This is a genomic window from Paenibacillus sp. J31P13 (assembly GCF_056269295.1).
Genome location: NZ_JBWDNR010000005.1, coordinates 361610 through 382158 on the forward strand (window position 1 = coordinate 361610; position 20549 = coordinate 382158).

Below are 20549 nucleotides of genomic sequence, written 5' to 3' on the forward strand. Positions count from 1 at the left end.
AAGGGGTGATTACATGTTTAAATTCAACGACGAAAAAGGCCAGTTGAAATGCTCGTTCTGTGGGAAATCACAAGATCAAGTTCGTAAACTGGTTGCCGGACCCGGCGTCTATATATGCGATGAGTGTATTGAGCTGTGTACCGAAATTGTTGAGGAAGAACTCGGCAATGAGGAAGAGCTTGATCTTAAGGACATTCCAAAGCCGAAAGATATCCGTGCCATACTGGACTCTTATGTCATCGGTCAGGAATTTGCGAAAAAATCTTTGTCGGTAGCCGTATATAACCATTACAAACGGATTAATTCCGGAAGCAAGATCGAAGATGTTGAATTGCAGAAGAGTAATATTCTTCTACTAGGACCAACAGGCTCCGGTAAAACCTTGCTTGCTCAAACAATGGCGAAAATATTGAACGTTCCTTTTGCAATTGCAGATGCAACTTCACTAACTGAAGCAGGTTATGTTGGTGAAGATGTTGAGAACATTTTGCTTAAGCTCATTCAAGCAGCTGATTACGATGTTGAAAAAGCTGAACGCGGCATTATCTACATCGATGAAATTGATAAAGTAGCCCGCAAATCGGAAAATCCGTCTATTACGCGTGATGTTTCCGGTGAAGGCGTACAGCAAGCGCTTCTGAAAATCTTGGAAGGCACAGTTGCTTCTGTACCACCACAAGGCGGACGCAAGCATCCTCACCAAGAGTTTATCCAAATTGATACGACGAACATCCTGTTCATTTGCGGCGGCGCATTCGACGGGCTTGAGTCTCTAATCAAACGTCGTATCGGTAAGAAAGTTATCGGCTTCAGCTCTGCAGGCGAATTGCAGAAGGATTTGAAAGCTGGCGAATACCTAACGATGGTATTGCCTGAGGATCTTTTGAAATTTGGTCTTATTCCAGAGTTTGTTGGACGTTTGCCAATCATTTCAACTTTGGAGCCGCTTGATGAGCCTGCCCTTGTTCGGATCCTATCGGAACCGAAGAACGCACTCGTGAAGCAGTACCAAAAGCTGCTTGAGATGGACAATGTCAAGCTTGATTTTGAGCCGGCTGCACTAGATGCTATCGCGAAGGAAGCAATCAAGCGCAACACGGGAGCTCGTGGCTTGCGTGCAATCATTGAGAGCATCATGCTTGAAGTGATGTATGAGGTGCCTTCACGTGATGATCTAAGCACCTGCTTAATTACTGAGCAGACTGTACAAGAGAAAATTATGCCAGAACTTACTGCTAAGAAGAGTAAGAAGAAGGAAGAGAGCGCATAAAACTGTTTTCAAACGAGCGTTTGCAGCCATAACAGGCTAGAGTCGTTAACGCTTGACTACCGTCATTGTTTCCACCCAGCCGCGCGGTTTTTGACCGCCAGTCAAAGGGTGGACTTTGACGTTCATGGGAGAGATATGCTTATGTACTTACGTCAAGACACGGTGGCGGTTAAAGTCGGCGATCTAACGATTGGCGGCAGTAACGAAGTTATTATTCAGAGCATGTGTACGACAAAAACAGCTGATGTAGATGCAACGGTTGCTGAAATATTGGGTCTAGAGGAAGCTGGCTGTCAAATTGTGCGCGTTACCGTAAACAATAAAGAAGCTGCTGAAGCAATAAAAGAAATTAAAAAGCGCATTCATATTCCGCTTGTTGCGGATATTCATTTTGATTATCGATTGGCTCTCCTTGCTATTGAGAACGGAGTCGACAAGGTTCGGATTAATCCGGGTAACATCGGCCGACGTGAAAAGGTTGAAGCGGTAGTGAAGGCTTGTAAGGAAAAAGGCATTCCGATTCGAATTGGTGTAAACGCAGGCTCGCTTGAAAATCATTTGCTTGAGAAGTATGGCTATCCTACGCCTGAAGCAATGGTTGAGAGCGCGCTATACCATATCGGTATTTTGGAGGAGCTAGATTTCCACGATATTATCGTGTCATTGAAAGCATCCGATGTACCAATGGCTATTGCTGCTTACACCATGGCTGCCAAAGTAATCAAGTATCCTTTGCATCTCGGCATTACAGAAGCAGGTACACTGCATACGGGCACAATCAAAAGCTCTGCGGGTATTGGTGCGCTTCTGGCACTTGGTATCGGGAATACGCTTCGTATTAGTCTCAGTGCTGACACGGTTGAAGAGGTTAAGGTAGCTCGTGAGCTGTTGAAAACTTTTGGACTTATTACGAATGCGGCAACGCTCGTTTCATGTCCAACATGCGGTCGTCTAGATATTGATCTGTTTTCCATAGCCAACGAGGTAGAGGAATACATTTCAAAAATCAAGGTTCCGATTAAAGTGTCTGTACTAGGCTGTGCGGTTAATGGTCCCGGTGAAGCTCGTGAGGCGGATATCGGCATTGCAGGCGCTCGCGGCGAAGGCATGCTGTTCCGTTATGGAGAGCTGGTACGTAAAGTACCGGAAGCTGAGCTTCTAAATGAATTGAAAAAAGAAATAGATGAAATTGTTCGTGTGTTTGAAGCTACAGGAGAAATACCTGGTCGAAAGCATCATACACCAGCATAATTAGAAATGCCCTTATCCGTCTTAGACGGATAAGGGCATTTTTTTATGCGAAAAAGAATAACAAAAGATGCGGTTATTCCCAGTTCCTAGAGGCAATACTATCAAATACGCATGCAAAAAGACGGATAGGTTGATCAAGTATTGCTGTCTCATATAATCAGCAATCGTTTACGCTTGAAATATAAGAAGTTATAAGCTCTGCATCTAGACAAAGCTTATATTTCTACGCGAAACGACTATTGCTGCAAAGTGGAGACTGCTATCGTTTACGCTTGAAAGGAGCGGTTTAGAATGAGTTTGAGTGTTGTATTAATGTTGATTCAAGTGTTTTTTGCTGTTGTTATTGGCTTGTATTTCTGGAACCTACTTCGCAATCAGAAGACGAACCGCTCAGCTGTTGACCGTGAGTCGCGCAAAGAGATGGATAAGCTGCGTAAGCTTAGGAGTGTATCGTTAACGAAACCTCTCTCTGAGAAAACAAGACCTCAGGCGATGGGAGACATTGTAGGGCAACGTGACGGTTTGCGTGCGCTGAAGGCGGCGCTGTGCAGTGCAAACCCTCAGCATGTCATTATATATGGACCTCCAGGCGTAGGGAAGACAGCGGCTGCACGCGTCGTTCTAGAGGAAGCGAAGAAAAATCCTTCTTCTCCATTTCTACAAGAGGCTAAATTTACAGAAATCGATGCAACAACGGCTAGATTTGATGAGCGAGGAATCGCCGATCCACTGATCGGTTCCGTACATGACCCTATTTATCAAGGTGCAGGAGCGATGGGTGTGGCAGGCATCCCGCAGCCGAAGCCTGGTGCAGTCACGAAAGCGCATGGCGGAATATTGTTTATTGATGAAATAGGTGAATTGCATCCCATACAAATGAATAAATTGTTAAAGGTGCTTGAGGATCGCAAGGTGTTTTTGGAGAGCGCCTATTATAATTCAGAGGATGCCAACATTCCTGTTTATATTCATGATATTTTCCAAAATGGCTTGCCAGCTGATTTTCGACTTGTTGGCGCTACGACACGTTCGCCGCAGGAAATACCTCCTGCTATTCGCTCACGCTGCATGGAAGTGTTCTTCCGTCCGCTGCTTGCTGAAGAGATTGGATTGGTAGCAGAAAATGCAGTGAAAAAAATTGGTTTTGCGCCATGCCCAGAAGCAATAGACGTCGTGAAACGCTATGCGACCAATGGACGTGAGGCTGTTAATGTCATTCAGCTTGCTGCTGGGGTTGCATTGTCTGAGAAAAGAGACAGCATAGCGCCAGGAGACATAGAATGGGTCGTGAACAGCAGTCAAATACCTCCGCGTCCAGATCGCAAAATACCTGAGGCACCTCAGATTGGATTCGTCAACGGTCTAGCTGTATATGGCCCCAATATGGGAACGTTGCTTGAGATAGAGGTGAGCGCCATTCCTGCAGAGGCAGGAAGAGGTTTGTTTACGATTACTGGTGTTGTAGATGAAGAAGAGCTGGGCGGAGGATCTAGAACGCTTAGAAGGAAGAGCATGGCGAAGGGATCTGTAGAGAATGTACTCACCGTGCTTCGCCGGATCGGTCTCAACCCTCAGGATTTCGATCTGCACATTAATTTTCCGGGCGGTACGCCTATCGATGGTCCGTCAGCGGGAATCGCAATGGCTACGGCTATCACATCTGCTATTAAAGGCATTCCGATCGACAATAAGTTAGCCATGACCGGAGAGGTTGGCATCCATGGTAACGTAAAACCTGTTGGCGGTGTTTTAGCTAAAGTGGAGGCTGCCTTTCAAGCTGGTGCAACACAGGTTATTATACCAAGAGAGAATTGGCAAGCGATTTTCGCTGATCTTGAGGGACTTAAGGTTATTCCAATGGATCGTGTCGAAGAAGTTTTCAGCTACGTATTTCCAGGCGCAGAAGTTGCCCCGAGCCATGTAAATGCACCGCTTAGCGCAGATCTTTTTATTGCATCCAGCGTTCCGTATTTGCAGGCTGATTCCGTAGAATGATAAACTAGGGTAGACGTTAATATTTGGAGGTGCTGGTATGGGACCTAGTAAATCGAAAGGTCGTCGGCTGCCCTTGCTTCCGCTAAGAGGGCTACTCGTTTATCCCAGCATGGTGCTCCACCTTGATGTGGGTAGGGACAAATCGGTTCGAGCGCTTGAGCGCTCGATGGTCGAAGATCATATGATATTGCTTTGTTCACAGTCTGAAGTGAACATTGAGGAGCCGACTGAGGAAGATATATATAAAGTCGGAACCATTGCGAAAGTAAGGCAAATGCTGAAGCTGCCGAACGGCACAATCCGCGTGTTGGTGGAGGGTGTTGTTCGAGCAGAAATTTTGGACTATTTGCCAAACGATGAATTTTATGAGGTGTCGGTCAAAGAATTGCCAGAGCAAGAGACGGATGATCCTGAAGTAGACGCACTTATGCGCTCTGTGCTTAATCAATTCGAGCATTACATTTCTTTATCCAAGAAGGTAACGCCAGAGACGTACGCAGCTGTGTCTGATATCGATGATGCAGGTCGTCTTGCAGACGTTATTACAAGTCATTTGTCGCTCAAAATCAAGGATAAGCAGGATATTCTTGAGACGGTTGATGTTGGGAAGCGCCTAGAGAAGCTTCTTGATATTTTGAACAATGAGCGTGAAGTGCTGGAGCTAGAGAAAAAAATAAACCAGCGCGTCAAAAAACAAATGGAAAAAACGCAAAAGGAATATTATTTACGCGAGCAAATGAAGGCTATTCAAAAGGAGCTTGGCGAGAAAGAAGGACGCGCCGGCGAAGTGGAAGAGCTCAGAAATCAGCTTGCTGAAGCGAAGGTTCCAGAGCAAGTAAAGGAGAAGATCGAGAAGGAAATCGATCGTCTGGAGAAAATGCCATCCACCTCTGCGGAAGGCGGAGTCATACGCAATTACATTGACTGGCTGCTCGTATTGCCTTGGAATAAGCTGACAGAAGATGACCTAAGCTTGAGCAAAGCAGAGGCTATTCTTGATGAAGATCATTATGGACTAGAGAAGCCTAAGGAACGGGTGCTTGAGTATTTAGCGGTTCAGCAGCTCGTGAAAAAGCTTAAGGGCCCTATTTTATGCTTGGTAGGACCCCCGGGGGTTGGTAAAACTTCACTAGCTCGTTCGATCGCTAAATCGCTCGGACGCAAGTTTGTGCGAGTATCGCTGGGAGGCGTGCGTGATGAGGCTGAGATCCGAGGGCATCGTCGAACTTATGTAGGAGCAATGCCAGGTAGAATCATTCAAGGTATGAAAACGGCTGGCTCTTCCAATCCGGTATTCCTGCTTGATGAAATCGACAAAATGGCTATGGATTTCCGGGGAGACCCAGCTTCAGCTTTGCTCGAGGTACTCGATCCGGAGCAAAATAATACGTTTAGTGATCATTTTGTTGAAGTTCCGTTCGATCTTTCGAATGTCATGTTCGTTACAACCGCAAATACTATGCATAATATTCCTCGTCCGCTGCTTGACCGGATGGAAGTCTTGTATATTCCAGGCTATACCGAGCTTGAGAAGCTCCAAATCGGAAATCGCTATCTACTGCCTAAGCAAAAGCGGGAGCACGGCTTAACAGTGGAGCAACTTCAAGTATCTGAAGAGGTACTGCTGAAGTTGATACGTGAGTATACGCGCGAGTCTGGGGTTCGAAATTTAGAGCAGCAAATTGCAGCAGTTTGCCGAAAGGCTGCCAAATATTTCGTATCTCAGGAGGGTATAGAGACGCCAGAACCGCTTGAGCTTCAAGCTGATCTGCTTAAGGAATGGCTTGGGCCTTCTAAATTCCGTTACGGACTTGCTGAGAGCGAGAACCAAATTGGGGCTGTTACGGGCCTTGCATGGACTGAGGTTGGCGGTGATACGCTCGTAATTGAAGTGACTGTCATGCCTGGAAGTGGTAAGCTTACTTTAACGGGTAAGCTTGGCGACGTTATGAAGGAATCTGCGCAAGCAGCTTTCAGCTATACGAGATCGAAGGCAGTGGCGTTAGGTCTTGATCCTAGCTTTCATGAGAAAAACGATATTCATATTCATATTCCGGAGGGTGCCATTCCTAAAGATGGTCCATCCGCAGGCATTACGATGGCAACAGCACTTATTTCTGCTTTGACGAATCGCTATGTAAACAAGGAAGTAGCGATGACAGGTGAAATAACGTTAAGAGGCCGTGTGCTCCCGATTGGCGGCTTGAAGGAAAAATCGCTGGCGGCACATCGAGCAGGCATAAGAACGGTGCTGTTTCCGAAAGATAATGAGCGGGATTTAAGGGATATTCCTGAAAGTGTACGCAATGATATGCAATTTATCCCAGTAGGTCATATGGATGAAGTGCTCCAGCATGCGCTGCTCCCCGTTCAAACGTAGAAGAAGGCAGGTACATCGATTTTATGAAAATTACACAAGCAGAATTCGTTATTAGCGCAGTAAAGCCTCACCAATATCCAGAGGACGCCTTGCCAGAGATAGCTCTGGCAGGGCGTTCGAATGTCGGGAAATCATCCTTAATTAATAAGCTGATTTTACGAAAGAACCTAGCTCGAACCAGCTCGCAGCCAGGTAAGACGCAGCAGCTGAATTATTACAGAGTCAATGATATCATCTATTTTGTTGACTTTCCGGGATATGGCTATGCAAAGGTTTCCAAAACGCAGCGGGAACAGTTTGGTGAAATGATCGAAAGATATATTCGCGATCGGGAGCCTTTGAAGCTCCAGTTACTTGTCATTGATATCCGTCATGAGCCGTCGCAGCAGGATCAACTCATGTACAAGTGGCTGAAGCATTATGAAATACCGACCTGCATCGTTATGACGAAAGCAGATAAAATTCCGAGGTCAAAATGGGACAAACACATTAAGATGATTAAGACGACGCTTGAAGCGGATCCTAGAGATTCAATCGTGTTATTCTCATCTGAAACAGGTCTTGGCCGAGAAGAACTTTGGACTGTAATCTCTGAAGCGATTGCAACATAAGGTAGCAAGTGCTGTAAGTTCTTATATAAATCAGAGGATACAGTGAAATAGTCGGCTTTCCTCGTGAATTCCTCCGTTATTTTGTGGAATATGGGAGAATATCGGGAACGGACGACAGGAATAAAATGTTGAGATCACGTATAATATACTTAAGCAAAACGTAGAGGAATCATTGAGAAGAGAAATATGAGGGCATTTGTGAATCTTGAAGATCGCTCTTGTAAAGATCTAAAATCTAAAGCGTGCAAGTTCAAAGAATTGAGGAGATTTTTATGGCTAAGCGGCTAGCCACAGAGTATGTAAATGCCAAACTGCAATTGACGAATGAAGAGATGGCTGAGTTTATCCGACTGTTTGAAGAGCAGCAAATATGCCTTCAGGTATTAGTGCTCGACAATGGAAACCAGGAGCTCGTTCTCGAAGATGTGGCAGGGAGGGAAGAAGTCCGATTGACCTTTGAACGTCATCAAGCTTATTATGTATGCGAACTTTCTTGCCGTCTTGTTGGACCAAGGCTGACCAATGCAATGCGCAAAGCAGTTACTGCTTTCCGAGGCAACGCGATCGTCAACCGAATCTACAGTCATTATACGATGATCTATCATTATAGGAACGGTTCCGTTCTAAAAATTGTTGAAAGTTCCAACACAGGTGAACGTATCGTATTTGAATTTAAAGATACGCTCGGTCAGCTGGAACGTGTATTCAAAAGTCGATTGATTGAGAGAGAAATCAATCTGATAAACAATGCTGTCAATGAGCTTCTCGATCTTCGCAACCAAATGAAAAATGCGAAAGAAATCGAAGAGATTGACCTGCGGTTGAAAGGCTTAACGCATAAATTATTTGTGCTCGAGGCTTAAAAAATGAAATAAAGGGGGAGCCATTCCAAATGGCTTCTCTTTTTTTTTGGACTTCATTTGTGTGTCAAATCTCCTCTTTTCGAAAAAAGTGCAACTAATTGAATCCTTTAGCAGTTAATAAAGTTGTAGGATGGATGAGCCCTTCTTAGATGAGAGACACCTTAGAAAATAATGGGAGATGATTTATTATGAATCAAAAACAGCGGTTTAAGCAGTTTGCAGTAGGCATTACGTTTGCTCTTTCCTTGTCATTGACAGCGTGCAGCAGCAATAATGAAGACCCAGCTGTTCAGCAAACCCCGCCAGCGATTACAGAAGCTCCGACAGCACCTAGCACTGAACCGACCGTCGAGCCTTCCATAGAGCCAACTAAAGAGCCTGCAGAAGATAAAGATGATGATAAAAAAGAAGATGAGCGTTCGGAGACAGCCGTTTTAATCGATTCCATTCATGATTTAGCGAAAAAAGGGAAGGTTCCGAACTGTAGTTATGCCGCATCAACAGCTTTATTTGACGAAATTGAGAAAAATTGGGGCAAGCCTGACTCCAATGAAACGGCAGGAAAAGGCATCTATGCGGTATATGAAAATAAAGGAATTACATTCGGTTATAACAAAGGTTTAATTGTTTTCGATGTCAGGTCATACGAGAGCAAGCTTCAAAAAATAACGCTGAAAGATATTGAAGCTCAGCTTGGTAAAGGGGATGAGAAGACGGTTAATGGGAAAGATGACATTTATATGTACGAGGTTAACGATCAATTTCAATTAAAATTTATTATTCCGCAATCGAGCGGCAAGGTTGATCATATTTCAGTCTTTAGTCCAAAGGACGCCAAAAATAATATGGCGGGTTAGTTCGCTAGTTGTAGCGGGATAAGCTCGCCTGTCATACATTGAGAACGGGGTAAATGAGGGAATGGTTGGAGTTTCTGTTGAGAATAACCAAAGTATAAGCATGTATGATTCGTTTACTAATATTTGAAAAAAAACTATTGCATTTATTGCGGATAGATGTTATTTTTATTCTCGTTGAAATGATTCTTAAAAACAATAATAGGAACCAGGATTCACTCAGGACATAGTTATGTTGCGAGAGATTTATCCCTCGAGAAGTGAATGACGTAGGTCCTAGCGGATGAAATTTTTCAAACATTTTATTCCTAGGAAGGGGGAACCGGAAGATGGAATACTCAACTTTCGGAAGACACGTTGCTGTTGATACTTGGGGTGTAGACTTTGATCTACTGAACAGCGCTGAATTTTTGCAATCACACATGGTAGAGGCTGCTGAAGCATGCGGAGCTACTGTAATGTCGGTTCAAGCAAAGCAATTCGATCCTCAAGGAGCAACTGTGCTCGTGCTGTTGTCGGAGAGTCACCTCTCGATTCATACGTATCCAGAGAGAGGCTTTGCCGCTTTAGACTGTTATACCTGCGGTGAAACTGTTGATCCTCAGCTTGCGATCGATTACATGCTAGCTGTGCTGAAACCAAAAGCAACTTACGCGAAGAAGCTTGTACGCGGTATGGGCGAATTGCAAGTAGAAGAACCAAAAATGAAACAAACTGAGCTCGTTTAAGAGCTTTAAAATTAATTAATCATAAAGAAATAACCATGGATTACATCCATGGTTATTTCTTTGCTTAAATAGGGAATAATGAGATTGTATTTTTCAAACATTATTCATAAATGAACATTATCTGAATGTTTAACTATGCTATACTTATCGTTGACATTAGTAGCTGAGACACACTAGAGAAGGAGGCAGGTGACCGCGCATGCACATTATTTCGGTAGGACTGAATTATCGAACGGCTCCAGTAGAAGTAAGAGAACAGTTTGCGTTCGCGGAGCGAGATCTACCAGAAGCGCTAAAGCAGCTCTTACAGACACAAAGCATAATGGAATGTGTTATAGTAGCGACCTGCAATCGCACGGAATTATACGCCGTTGTAGACAGACATCACTTATGCGGGCATTATATTCGCAGCTTTATGGAGAAATGGTTCAAATTGCCGAGACAGGAATTTACGAATCATTTATATATGTATGAGGATGAGAAAGCGATTGACCATCTATTTCGTGTAACAAGCGGACTTGATTCTATGGTCATCGGTGAAACTCAAATTTTAGGACAAGTGAAGGATGCTTTCATGCTGGCACAACAGCAGAAGACTACTGGAACGATGTTCAATATGTTATTTAAGCAGGCTGTGACGATGGCGAAGAGAGCCCACACCGAAACGTCCATCGGAGAGTCAGCGGTCTCTGTCAGCTATGCGGCAGTTGAGCTAGGCAAGCGGATATTTGGCCAATTCAACAAAAAAAGCGTTATGGTAATAGGCGCAGGCGAAACGAGTGAGCTTACAGCGAAGCATTTGTATTCAAATGGTGCGGAGCGCGTCATTGTCGTGAATCGGACGTATGACCGAGCAGTGAAGCTTGCAGACAAGTTTAATGGCGTTGCTTGGTCGATGGAAGAAGCGGCTGAGAAACTGCATGAAGCAGATATCATAATAAGCTCGACAGGCTCAGACGGATATGTACTGAAACGTCAACAGGTCGCTGCGGCTATGCAAAAGCGCAAAGCAAAACCTTTGTTTATGATTGATATCGCGGTGCCACGTGATTTGGATCCTTCCATTGCGGCGGTCGATAACGTGTTCCTATATGATATTGATGATTTGGAGGGTATTGTGGAGAGCAATCTAGAGCATCGCCGGATGGAGGCTGCTAAGATCGAAGCCATGATTACCGAAGAGATTGATTTATACCAACAATGGTACAAGACACTGGGTGTCGTTCCATTAATTCGAGCCTTGCAAACGAAAGCAGCAGACGTTCATGAGGAAACGATGAACAGCTTAACGAATAAGCTTCCTGATCTTGGAGAGCATGAGCTCAAAGTCATTCGGAAGCTAACCAAGAGCATCGTGAACCAAATGATGCAGGATCCTATATTGCGCATTAAGGAAATGGCTGGTGAGAAACGAGCTGATGATGCGATGGATATGTTTGTGAAGCTGTTTGCGCTGGAGGATCAACTCGCTACTACGCGTCAAGCAGAGCTTGAAGCGGCAACAGAAACTGCCGTTGCAGCCCATAAGAAAAATGTTCAATCCCAAGCAGCTGCGGTGTTGTTAGCACCCATTACAAGATAGAGGCGGCAATGTGGAGGAACTATGGCAATGCAAAACTGGTTATATGATGCGATAATTTATATCTACGCCCTGAGCCTGCTGTTTTATTTCTCTGACTTCATTAATGCGAGTCAGAGAGCGAAACGGATGGGTACAGGGCTGCTTATTTTTGTTTGGATGTTGCAGACTGGTTATTTGGTTTTCAGGATTGTTTCTCATTTACAGTTGACATCCGTTACGTCTTTTGAGTATTGGCTAGGTTTTTCTTGGCTCCTCGTTACGATTTCCTTGGTGCTGAGCAGGTTCTTTAAAATCGAATTTATCGTCTTTTTTGTAAATGTAATTGGTTTTGCAGTGTTAGCGCTCAATTTATACAGCAATCAGGGCCGCGGCGAATCATTGGCCGTATGGAAAACGACGAGAGAGCTATTATATATACACATTAGTCTCGTTCTATGTGCCTACGCTGCCCTTACGATAGGAGCGCTATTTGCGGGTATGTACTTATTCCTTCATAATCAATTGAAACGGAAACGCTGGTCTAATTTTGTACGCAGATTGCCAAGCCTTGACATGATTGAGCGTTATGGTGATCGAGCAGTCATCATCGGTGTACCGCTTCTGGCTATGTCGCTGGCAATCGCTGTTATTTCTTTGATTGTTGAAGACCGATTGTCATTGCTGCTGGATTGGAAAGTGCTTACTTCCTTTGCGACCTTAATTATGTACATCATCTATATCTACCAGCGGGCCATGCTGCGACGTCCTGGCATGCAAATTGCTAGGCTCTACATCTTTTCCTTTGGTATGCTGATATTAAATTTATTATCTAATTACTATTCTTCCTTTCACTAAAGGACGCACAAGGCAATTTGCAGAGGAGCCGATCGTATGAATGGCTATTATCCGATTATTTTACAGATTCGTGACAAAGCTTGTGTCATAATTGGTGGAGGAAAAATTGCAGAACGCAAGCTGCTTGGCCTATTGGATGCAGGGGCGAATAACGTATTAGTGATAAGTCCTTCCGTTACTCCGAAGATGGTTCAACTTGAAGCGCAAGGAAAGATTAGCATAGAGCGACGTGAGTACATGGAAGAGGATGCACGCGACGCATGGTTGATTTTCGCGGCTACGGATGACAAGTTGGTCAATGAAGCAATTGCAAGTCATGCAGAGCGATTTGGCACATTGGTTAATACCGCAGATGAGATGGACAGGAGCAGCTTTATATCGCCTTCTGTCGTACGAAGAGGTGACTTGCTGCTTGCGGTTACGGCATCCGGAGCAAGTCCAGCGTTGTCTAAGCGGATTAAGCAGGAGCTCGAAGCACAATATCCACATCGCTATGAGGAAATAACGGCACGTCTGCGAAAACTACGTCAGCTTGTAATGGCAAGCATGTTGGATGATGAAGAACGGCAATTGGTGTTGAGGCTGGCGGCAGAAGAGTCCGAAGAGCTGACTCGAACTAATTTTGATATCGATGAATGGCTTCAAAGCCTGCAGCATCGTATACATAGGGGGCGTGCATAATGGCGGCAACAAATAATGGGCAACGAGTAATCGTAGTAGGAACAAGACAAAGCGCATTGGCATTAACGCAAACGGGACAAGTGATTGATGAATTGAAACGCATCAGTGAGAAGCATGGCTTTGATTATACGTTTGAAGTGAAAAAGATCGTAACAAAGGGTGATCGTATCCTTGATGTTACATTGTCAAAAGTAGGCGGAAAAGGGCTGTTTGTAAAAGAAATCGAACAAGCACTGGTTGATGGCGATATTGATATGGCTGTACACAGTATGAAGGATATGCCTTTTGTACTGCCGGAAGGTTTAATAAACGGCGCGATTCCCAAACGTGTTGATCCTAGAGATTGCTTAGTCACGCGCGATGGGGGAAGCTTGGGAGATCTACCGCTTGGCGCACGCGTTGGAACAAGCAGCTTGCGTCGTTCTTGCCAAATCAAGCATGCAAGACCTGATCTTAAGCTTGAGTCGATAAGGGGCAACATCGATTCACGCATTCGCAAGCTTGAGACAGAGGGCTTTGATGCGGTTGTACTTGCAGCGGCAGGGCTTACTCGTATGGGCTGGGAAGATCGGATATCCGCACTTATTCCGGTAGATGTATGTTTGCCTGCTGTCGGTCAAGGTGCGCTTGGTATTGAGTGCCGCGAGAGTGATGAGGGGATTCGGGAGCTGCTTGCATTATTCAATGATACGGATACAGCTCTTACTGTACGTGCAGAACGAAGCTTCCTAGGTGCTCTAAATGGCGGCTGCCAGGTTCCGATTGGTGCGTACTGCGTATTAGGGGACGAGAAGGAAGTTTCAGGAAATAAAGAGCGCCAGCTCATTATGACTGGTATGGTTGGCTCTCCTGATGGAGCAGTATTGCTGAAGGAAATGATGCAAGGAACGGATCCTGAGCAGCTTGGACGTGACGTTGCGGATGCTCTGATTGCACGCGGAGCGGATCGTATTCTAGCGGAAATTGGGGGCTAACCACTTGGATAAGGGGAAAGTATACTTAGTAGGTGCAGGACCCGGTGATCCCAAGCTGATTACCGTGCGAGGTCTGGAATGCTTAAAGCTATGCGATGTGGTTGTATATGATCGGTTAGCTAGTCCTAGATTGCTAAGGTATGTTAAGCCGGGTACTGAGAAAATCTACGTGGGCAAGCTGCCTGATCGCCACACCATGAAGCAAGAGGAGATTAATCAGCTTCTTGTAGATTTGGCTTTGGAGGGCAAGACTGTAACCCGTCTTAAAGGCGGTGATCCAACTATTTTTGGACGAGTTGGTGAAGAAGCAGAGCTCTTGTATGATAATGGCATTGAATTTGAAATCATACCTGGCATAACGTCAGCAATCGCTGTACCGGCCTATGCAGGGATTCCGGTTACTCACCGAGACTTAGCCTCTTCCTTATCCATTATTACCGGCCATGAAAGTCCGGACAAGCTTGATCGCTCTATTCACTGGGATAAAGTAACGAATGCGACGGGTACACTTATTTTTTTAATGGGTGTGGCCAAAATTGGCTATATTGCGGACCAGCTAATCAAACATGGCAAGCCGCCTCAGACACCTGTAGCGTTAATCCGCTGGGGAACAAGGGTTGAGCAGCGGACGATTGTTGGCACACTTGAGACAATTGAAGCAATCGTTAAGGCAGCGAATTTTCAGCCGCCTGCCGTTATCGTTGTAGGCGAAGTTGTCCTGCAGAGGGAGAAGCTGCAATGGTATGAGCGCAAGCCGCTCTTTGGTGTAAGAATACTTGTTACACGCGCAAGAGCGCAGGCAAGCGAGCTAGCAGACCAGATCGAAGCGCTTGGAGGCGAGCCTTGCGAATTCCCTGTTATTGAAACGAGGGAGCCTTCTGAGGCAGCGGCTGTCGAAAATCTTCGAGTGCAGCTTGAGGAAGCAGAAGCCTATCAATGGATCATTTTTACAAGCGTAAATGGCGTAGATTACTTTTTTCGCTGGCTGCGTAAATTTGGAATTGATATTAGAAGATTTCACTCCGCAAAAATTGCAGCTGTGGGTCCGAAGACAGCAGAGGCGCTTATACAGCGCGGTTTGACTATAGAAGAGCTTCCCCTTAAGTTCCACGCAGAGGGATTGCTGGAGAAGCTCGATAGCGAGCTCATACAGGGTGAACGTGTACTGCTGCCGCGTGGTGATCTAGCTCGTGAAGTGCTGCCGCGTGAACTGAAAGCCAAGGGACTTATACCTATTGAAATAGATGTTTATGAAACCGTACTAGCCGAGGATCAGGATGAATTTGCACTGGAGTGGCTGCGGGAGAAAGAAATTCACATGATCACATTTACGAGTTCATCTACTGTAACGAATCTGCTTGAGGTATTAAGACGGAGAGGGATCGCAAATCCAGTCGAGCTGCTCTCTGATATACCTATCGCCAGTATCGGTCCGCTAACGTCTAAGACTGTAAGAGATGCTGGCTTATCTGTAAGCATTGAACCTGAGGACTCTACACTGGATGCTTTACTGCTATCACTCGTCCAATTTCAGCAAACAAATAACCATGTATCGTAAGGAAGGAAGAGATTTTCATGCAATTTCCAACAGTTAGAAATCGTAGATTACGCCGATCAGCAGCACTTCGGAGTCTAGTAAGAGAAACGGTTTTGAGTGTAAATGATTTAATTTATCCGATCTTTGTTACCTATGGTCAAAATGTTAAGGAAGAGATTCCTTCCATGCCGGGAATTTATCATTTATCAATGGATTTGCTGGAAGAAGAAATCCGTGAGGTAGTCGCATTAGGCATTCAGTCCGTTCTCGTATTTGGCTTGCCTGAGTCTAAGGATGCTATCGGAACTTCTGCTTTCGATTCCAATGGCATTGTGCAGCAAGCCATCAGAGCTATTAAAAAATGGGCTCCTGAGCTTGTTGTCATTGCAGATACCTGCTTATGTCAATTTACGGACCATGGCCATTGCGGAGTCGTTCATGTGCATGAAGAGACAGGAGCAGCTGAAATTGATAATGATTCCTCATTGGATTTGTTAGTGCAAACGGCTGTTTCTCAAGCGGAAGCCGGCGCAGATATTATCGCTCCATCCAATATGATGGATGGCTTCGTACTCGCTATCCGCCAAGGTTTGGATGATGCTGGATACAGCGATATTGCTATTTTGTCCTATTCTGTAAAATTCGCTTCGGCCTACTATGGCCCATTCCGTGACGCAGCGCATTCAGCGCCTCAGTTCGGTGACCGGAAGACGTATCAAATGGATCCTGCTAACGTTCGCGAAGCGCTTCGCGAAGCAGAATCAGATATCGCAGAAGGCGCTGACATGCTTATGGTAAAGCCGGCTCTAGCGTATTTGGATATTTTAAGATTGCTTAAGGATAAATATAATTTGCCCGTTGCCGCTTATAACGTGAGTGCAGAATACTCCATGGTGAAGGCTGCAGCTGCGAACGGCTGGATTAATGAGCGTGATATCGTGCTCGAAACGTTGACTGGAATGAAGCGCGCCGGAGCAGATTTGATTATAACGTACCATGCCAAGGATGCAGCTCGCTGGATCAAAGGAGAGGAGTAAACCAATGAGTGAAAAGTCTACCCTTAGAAATGATGAACGGTCAGTAGAGGCATTTGCGAGAGCCAAAAAAGTAATGCCTGGCGGAGTGAACAGTCCAGTTCGTGCTTTCAAATCAGTTGGATTGAATCCCGTATATATGGATCATGGTATTGGCAGTCGCATCTATGATATTGATGGCAACAGCTATATTGATTATATTGCTTCTTGGGGTCCGCTTATCATGGGCCATGCTCATCCTGAAGTCATTGATGCGATCAAACGGACAGCAGAGAAGGGAACAAGCTTTGGCGCTCCAACCGAGCTGGAGACATTAATGGCGGAGCTCGTAGTTGAGCGTGTCCCTTCTGTTGATATCGTAAGAATGGTTAATTCCGGTACGGAAGCAACGATGAGCGCACTTCGTTTGGCGCGCGGATATACGAAACGGAACAAAATTTTAAAATTTGAAGGTTCTTATCATGGACATGCAGACAGCTTGCTCATCAAAGCGGGATCAGGGGTGGCCACGCTTGGCTTGCCTGACAGTCCGGGTGTGCCAGAGCATGTAGCTGCTCATACGCTGACTGTGCCTTACAATGATATCGAATCCGTAAAGCTAGCATTTGAAAAATTTGGCGAAGAGATCGCATGTGTTATCGTAGAGCCGATTGCAGGCAATATGGGCGTTGTGCCTCCATTGCCAGGTTTTCTTCAAGGGCTGCGCGACATCACAACGAAATACGGAACCATTCTTATTTTCGATGAGGTCATGACGGGCTTCCGCGTTGGTTACAACTGTGCACAGGGTCTGTACGGCGTAACACCAGATCTGACTTGCTTTGGTAAAGTGATCGGTGGAGGCTTACCTGTAGGTGCTTACGGCGGCAAGAGAGAGCTGATGGAGCAGATTGCACCTAGCGGTCCAATCTATCAAGCAGGCACGTTGTCAGGCAATCCGCTTGCGATGGTAGCGGGTTACACAACCTTGAAGCTGCTTACACCTCAGGTTTATGAGGGATTGGAGCGTCAAGCGACTAAATTGCAGCTTGGTTTTGAAGCAAATGCTCGCAAGCATGGCATTGCAAACACGATTAACCGTGTTGGGTCCATGGTTTGCCCATTTTTCACCGATACGTATGTCATTAACTTCGAGACAGCAAAAACATCGGATCTTGAGCGATTTAAGGCTTATTTTGCATCCATGCTTGATTTGGGTGTGAGTATAGCGCCTTCACAGTTTGAAGGAATGTTCGTCTCAGCTGTCCATACGGATGAAGATATTGAAGCAACAATAGCGGCGCATGATATAGCGTTCAGTCGTTTGTAGGAAGGTTGTTAGTTATGATAAATGGTGGAGTAAAGCGGAACGGGCAGTGGCTTGAGCTAGTATGGTCAAGTCTTGCTCTCTCGTCCCATACAAAAGCCATTGATCCTTATACGGAAAAAGCTTCGGCTCATACGCCGGAGCTTGCTCAGCCGCGGGCTGGCAGTCATCCGCATCTTGTGCGGCAGTGGCTGCTGGCCCGTTCTTTATTTCCGCAGAAATGGATCAATCGGTTGTTTTCAATTGGAGGCATTCAGCTCGAGGATGATACTCTTCGATTACTAGCTTTCCCAGCAGTAGATCCGCAGAAGGATCCTCTGTATCGCAAGGCGCTGATACCCTCTAAGCTAGAGGCACCTCAGGTGCTGTATGAGGATGATTTTTGCATCGTCTTCTTTAAGCCCGCAGGGATGCCTGTCCATGAATCAGTCCCTGGGGAGCTTGGGACTTTGGATGAAGCTGCTGCAAGACATCAGCTTCAGATTGGCGATCCCTTAACGGTTCGACATATCCATAGGCTGGATGATGATACGTCAGGTCCTGTTTTATACGCCAAAAACGATTTGGCTCAGTGGAAGCTTGATGAGGCTATGCGATTTAAAAATATTGATAGACATTATATAGCTGTCGTACATGGCAAAGGTATGAAGTCCTCAGGAACGGTTAATCTGCCCATTGGTAAAGATAGGCATCATCGTTCAAGGCGTCGTGTAACGGAGAGCGGCGAGCAGGCTGTTACCCATTATGAGGTTGTAGAAGTAGGTTCAGCCTTCACTTTTCTTCGAGTAAAGCTAGAGACAGGACGAACCCATCAAATACGTGTGCATATGAGTCATATCGGACATCCTCTCGTTGGTGATGCCTTGTATGGAGGAGATTCTCGTCTGCTTCCGCATCAAGCGCTGCATGGTGAAAAACTGCTTTTTCCCCACCCTTGGACGAATGAAATGATCGAAGCTTCAGCACCATGGCCGGATTGGTTGATAAAGCTTGCACAAAACGCTAATATCCGATCAAATTGATAGTCATGCTCCTGCCCTTCCAGCCATATAGATAAGTAGTGAATGTAAATGTTAGCCCAAGCATTCAGTATGAGAAGGGAGGACTTAGACGTGTCGGATCAAACGAACGGATTACGCTTTGATGTGTATGAACGCGTCCATTTGCCCGATGATGTTGCGGCAATCGACGAGTTGGAGGAGATTGAGCTAGTTCCGCGTATTCAAGTCATCGATCAAGGAGATCATGCTGTGCTGAAAGGGCAACTGCTCTTAAGCGGAGTATATAGAAGTCAAAATGATTTAGAAGCACCGCTTACGCTGGAGCACTGGATTCCCGTCGAAATTACGCTGCCTATGAATCGAATTACTCGGTTGGACGATATTTCGATTGAAATCGATAATTTTGATGTTGATTTATTATCATCTCGTACATTAAACGTAACAGGTGTCTTGTCCTTGCGTGGTATTTCGGCTCAACCCGTCCTAGAACAGGAGGAGGCATGGCGCGAGGAACCATTCACTGTGGTGCATCAACGTGAAATGAATGAGGATGCTGAAGGTTCAGAAGATGCAGAAGAAGCAGAAGAAGCAGAGGAAATCAACAGACAAACCGTCTACAATGAACAATCTTACATACCGGAGGAATTATACATTGCTGAGGAAGAGGAAGCCGAGCTTTCTTATCAGCAAGAACCGGAACCGTCGGATGAATCAGAGGCGATTGTCAAGATTTCATCAGCATCACCGGAAATTGGCTGGTCCTCATCAAATTTGTTTGCTTCAAATTCAGGTCGAAACAATGAAGAAGAGGCGACTGAAGAGGAAATCGAGCAAGCTGAGTTCCCAGAAGAGGAAGCCGTTCAAGAGGCAGACCGTGAAATCACAATAGCTTCACAACAAACAAGCAATGAAGGGTGGTTATCCAGCTCCTTTGGCGATATATCACCCGTGCAGACCGAATCTTTCAGCTCTCAGGCTGATGATAGTGAAGTGGATGGAGCTGCGTTTGAGAGACAAGAGCAGGAAAGGCAAGCAGCGCAGCTGCAAGAAGCAGAGCTGAGTCAAAGCTTTGAACAGGAGCAGGAACGGTTGCAGGTAAAAGAACCTGTAGTGGAGAAGCAAGAGCCTCGGATTGCGATTGCCAGCAAGCAGCCTGAACAGAGCGGAACGCCAGCACCAAATGTGGGTATACAAACACTGCTGCAGACGAGTAGGAGAGAGCAAGCTGCCCGTCAAGCAGCGGAGGATGTCGTTATAGCCCAGCAGCTTGCAGCCGAGGAAGCGCGAGTACAAGCATCGGGTGATGAGATTGAGTGGAAAAATCTTTTTCTTGGAAAACGGTCCGAGGATAATGAATTTAAGAAAATTAGGATGTGCATCGTGCAAAGAGACGAGACGCTTGATCTCATTGCCTTACGCTACAGCTTAAATCCAAGAGAGATCATATCTCATAACCGCTTGCAGGAATCAACTGTATCTGAAGGTCAATTGCTTTATATTCCATAGAAGCAAACCAGCTTCATTATTGTTATTGGAAAAGGTCCTAAAGCCTCGTTGGCTTTGGGATCTTTTTTTATAAGCAGGGATTTTAGCTTTACAGTTGTATGAAACACACAGTCATTTCCATTATTAAGGATAATGATGGAAA

General features: G+C 45.4%; 17 protein-coding genes. All 17 read left to right on the top strand.

What is annotated here, in order from left to right; genetic code table 11:
• Positions 1-13: 13 nt before the first annotated feature.
• The gene (gene clpX / locus AC0YOD_RS18910; protein ID WP_102713723.1) at positions 14-1270 is read left to right on the top strand and encodes an ATP-dependent protease ATP-binding subunit ClpX; all 1257 of its coding nucleotides are present in this window, start codon (positions 14-16) and stop codon (positions 1268-1270) included.
• Positions 1271-1411: 141 nt separating this feature from the next.
• Entirely contained in the window at positions 1412-2521 is a 1110-nt protein-coding gene (gene ispG / locus AC0YOD_RS18915) for a flavodoxin-dependent (E)-4-hydroxy-3-methylbut-2-enyl-diphosphate synthase (protein ID WP_475800880.1), read from the top strand.
• A gap of 291 nt (positions 2522-2812) precedes the next feature.
• Entirely contained in the window at positions 2813-4516 is a 1704-nt protein-coding gene (gene lonB / locus AC0YOD_RS18920) for an ATP-dependent protease LonB (RefSeq protein WP_475800881.1), read from the top strand.
• A 37-nt stretch (positions 4517-4553) separates the two neighbouring features.
• Positions 4554-6896, top strand: coding sequence for an endopeptidase La (gene lon / locus AC0YOD_RS18925; RefSeq protein WP_475800882.1), 2343 nt, complete (start codon positions 4554-4556; stop codon positions 6894-6896).
• A 23-nt stretch (positions 6897-6919) separates the two neighbouring features.
• Positions 6920-7507 (top strand): ribosome biogenesis GTP-binding protein YihA/YsxC, encoded by a 588-nt coding sequence (gene yihA, locus AC0YOD_RS18930; RefSeq protein WP_475800883.1) that lies wholly within the window; start codon positions 6920-6922, stop codon positions 7505-7507.
• A gap of 272 nt (positions 7508-7779) precedes the next feature.
• Positions 7780-8370, top strand: coding sequence for a non-ribosomal peptide synthetase module (locus AC0YOD_RS18935; protein ID WP_475800884.1), 591 nt, complete (start codon positions 7780-7782; stop codon positions 8368-8370).
• 188 nt (positions 8371-8558) lie between these two features.
• Entirely contained in the window at positions 8559-9227 is a 669-nt protein-coding gene (locus AC0YOD_RS18940; RefSeq protein ID WP_475800885.1) for a YjgB family protein, read from the top strand.
• 326 nt (positions 9228-9553) lie between these two features.
• Positions 9554-9952, top strand: a complete 399-nt coding sequence (gene speD / locus AC0YOD_RS18945; protein WP_076339082.1) for an adenosylmethionine decarboxylase — start codon at positions 9554-9556, stop codon at positions 9950-9952.
• 199 nt (positions 9953-10151) lie between these two features.
• Positions 10152-11534, top strand: coding sequence for a glutamyl-tRNA reductase (hemA, locus tag AC0YOD_RS18950; protein WP_475800886.1), 1383 nt, complete (start codon positions 10152-10154; stop codon positions 11532-11534).
• 27 nt (positions 11535-11561) lie between these two features.
• Positions 11562-12368 (top strand): cytochrome C assembly family protein, encoded by an 807-nt coding sequence (locus tag AC0YOD_RS18955; RefSeq protein ID WP_475800887.1) that lies wholly within the window; start codon positions 11562-11564, stop codon positions 12366-12368.
• Positions 12369-12404: 36 nt separating this feature from the next.
• A complete protein-coding gene (locus AC0YOD_RS18960) occupies positions 12405-13049 on the top strand; it encodes a precorrin-2 dehydrogenase/sirohydrochlorin ferrochelatase family protein (protein WP_475800888.1) in 645 nt (214 codons plus the stop codon).
• On the top strand, positions 13049-14023 hold the full coding sequence (gene hemC / locus AC0YOD_RS18965) for a hydroxymethylbilane synthase (protein WP_475800889.1): 975 nt from the start codon (positions 13049-13051) through the stop codon (positions 14021-14023). The genes AC0YOD_RS18960 and hemC overlap by 1 nt, the downstream gene beginning before the upstream one ends.
• 4 nt (positions 14024-14027) lie before the next feature.
• Positions 14028-15581 (top strand): uroporphyrinogen-III C-methyltransferase, encoded by a 1554-nt coding sequence (cobA, locus tag AC0YOD_RS18970; protein ID WP_475800890.1) that lies wholly within the window; start codon positions 14028-14030, stop codon positions 15579-15581.
• Between the two features lie 17 nt (positions 15582-15598).
• Positions 15599-16597: a porphobilinogen synthase gene (gene hemB / locus AC0YOD_RS18975; protein ID WP_475800891.1), complete on the top strand. Its 999-nt coding sequence runs from the start codon at positions 15599-15601 to the stop codon at positions 16595-16597.
• A 4-nt stretch (positions 16598-16601) separates the two neighbouring features.
• Positions 16602-17903, top strand: a complete 1302-nt coding sequence (gene hemL, locus AC0YOD_RS18980; RefSeq protein WP_475800892.1) for a glutamate-1-semialdehyde 2,1-aminomutase — start codon at positions 16602-16604, stop codon at positions 17901-17903.
• A 14-nt stretch (positions 17904-17917) separates the two neighbouring features.
• Entirely contained in the window at positions 17918-18922 is a 1005-nt protein-coding gene (locus tag AC0YOD_RS18985; protein ID WP_475800893.1) for an RluA family pseudouridine synthase, read from the top strand.
• A 90-nt stretch (positions 18923-19012) separates the two neighbouring features.
• The gene (locus AC0YOD_RS18990) at positions 19013-20407 is read left to right on the top strand and encodes a LysM peptidoglycan-binding domain-containing protein (RefSeq protein WP_475800894.1); all 1395 of its coding nucleotides are present in this window, start codon (positions 19013-19015) and stop codon (positions 20405-20407) included.
• Positions 20408-20549 lie beyond the last annotated feature (142 nt).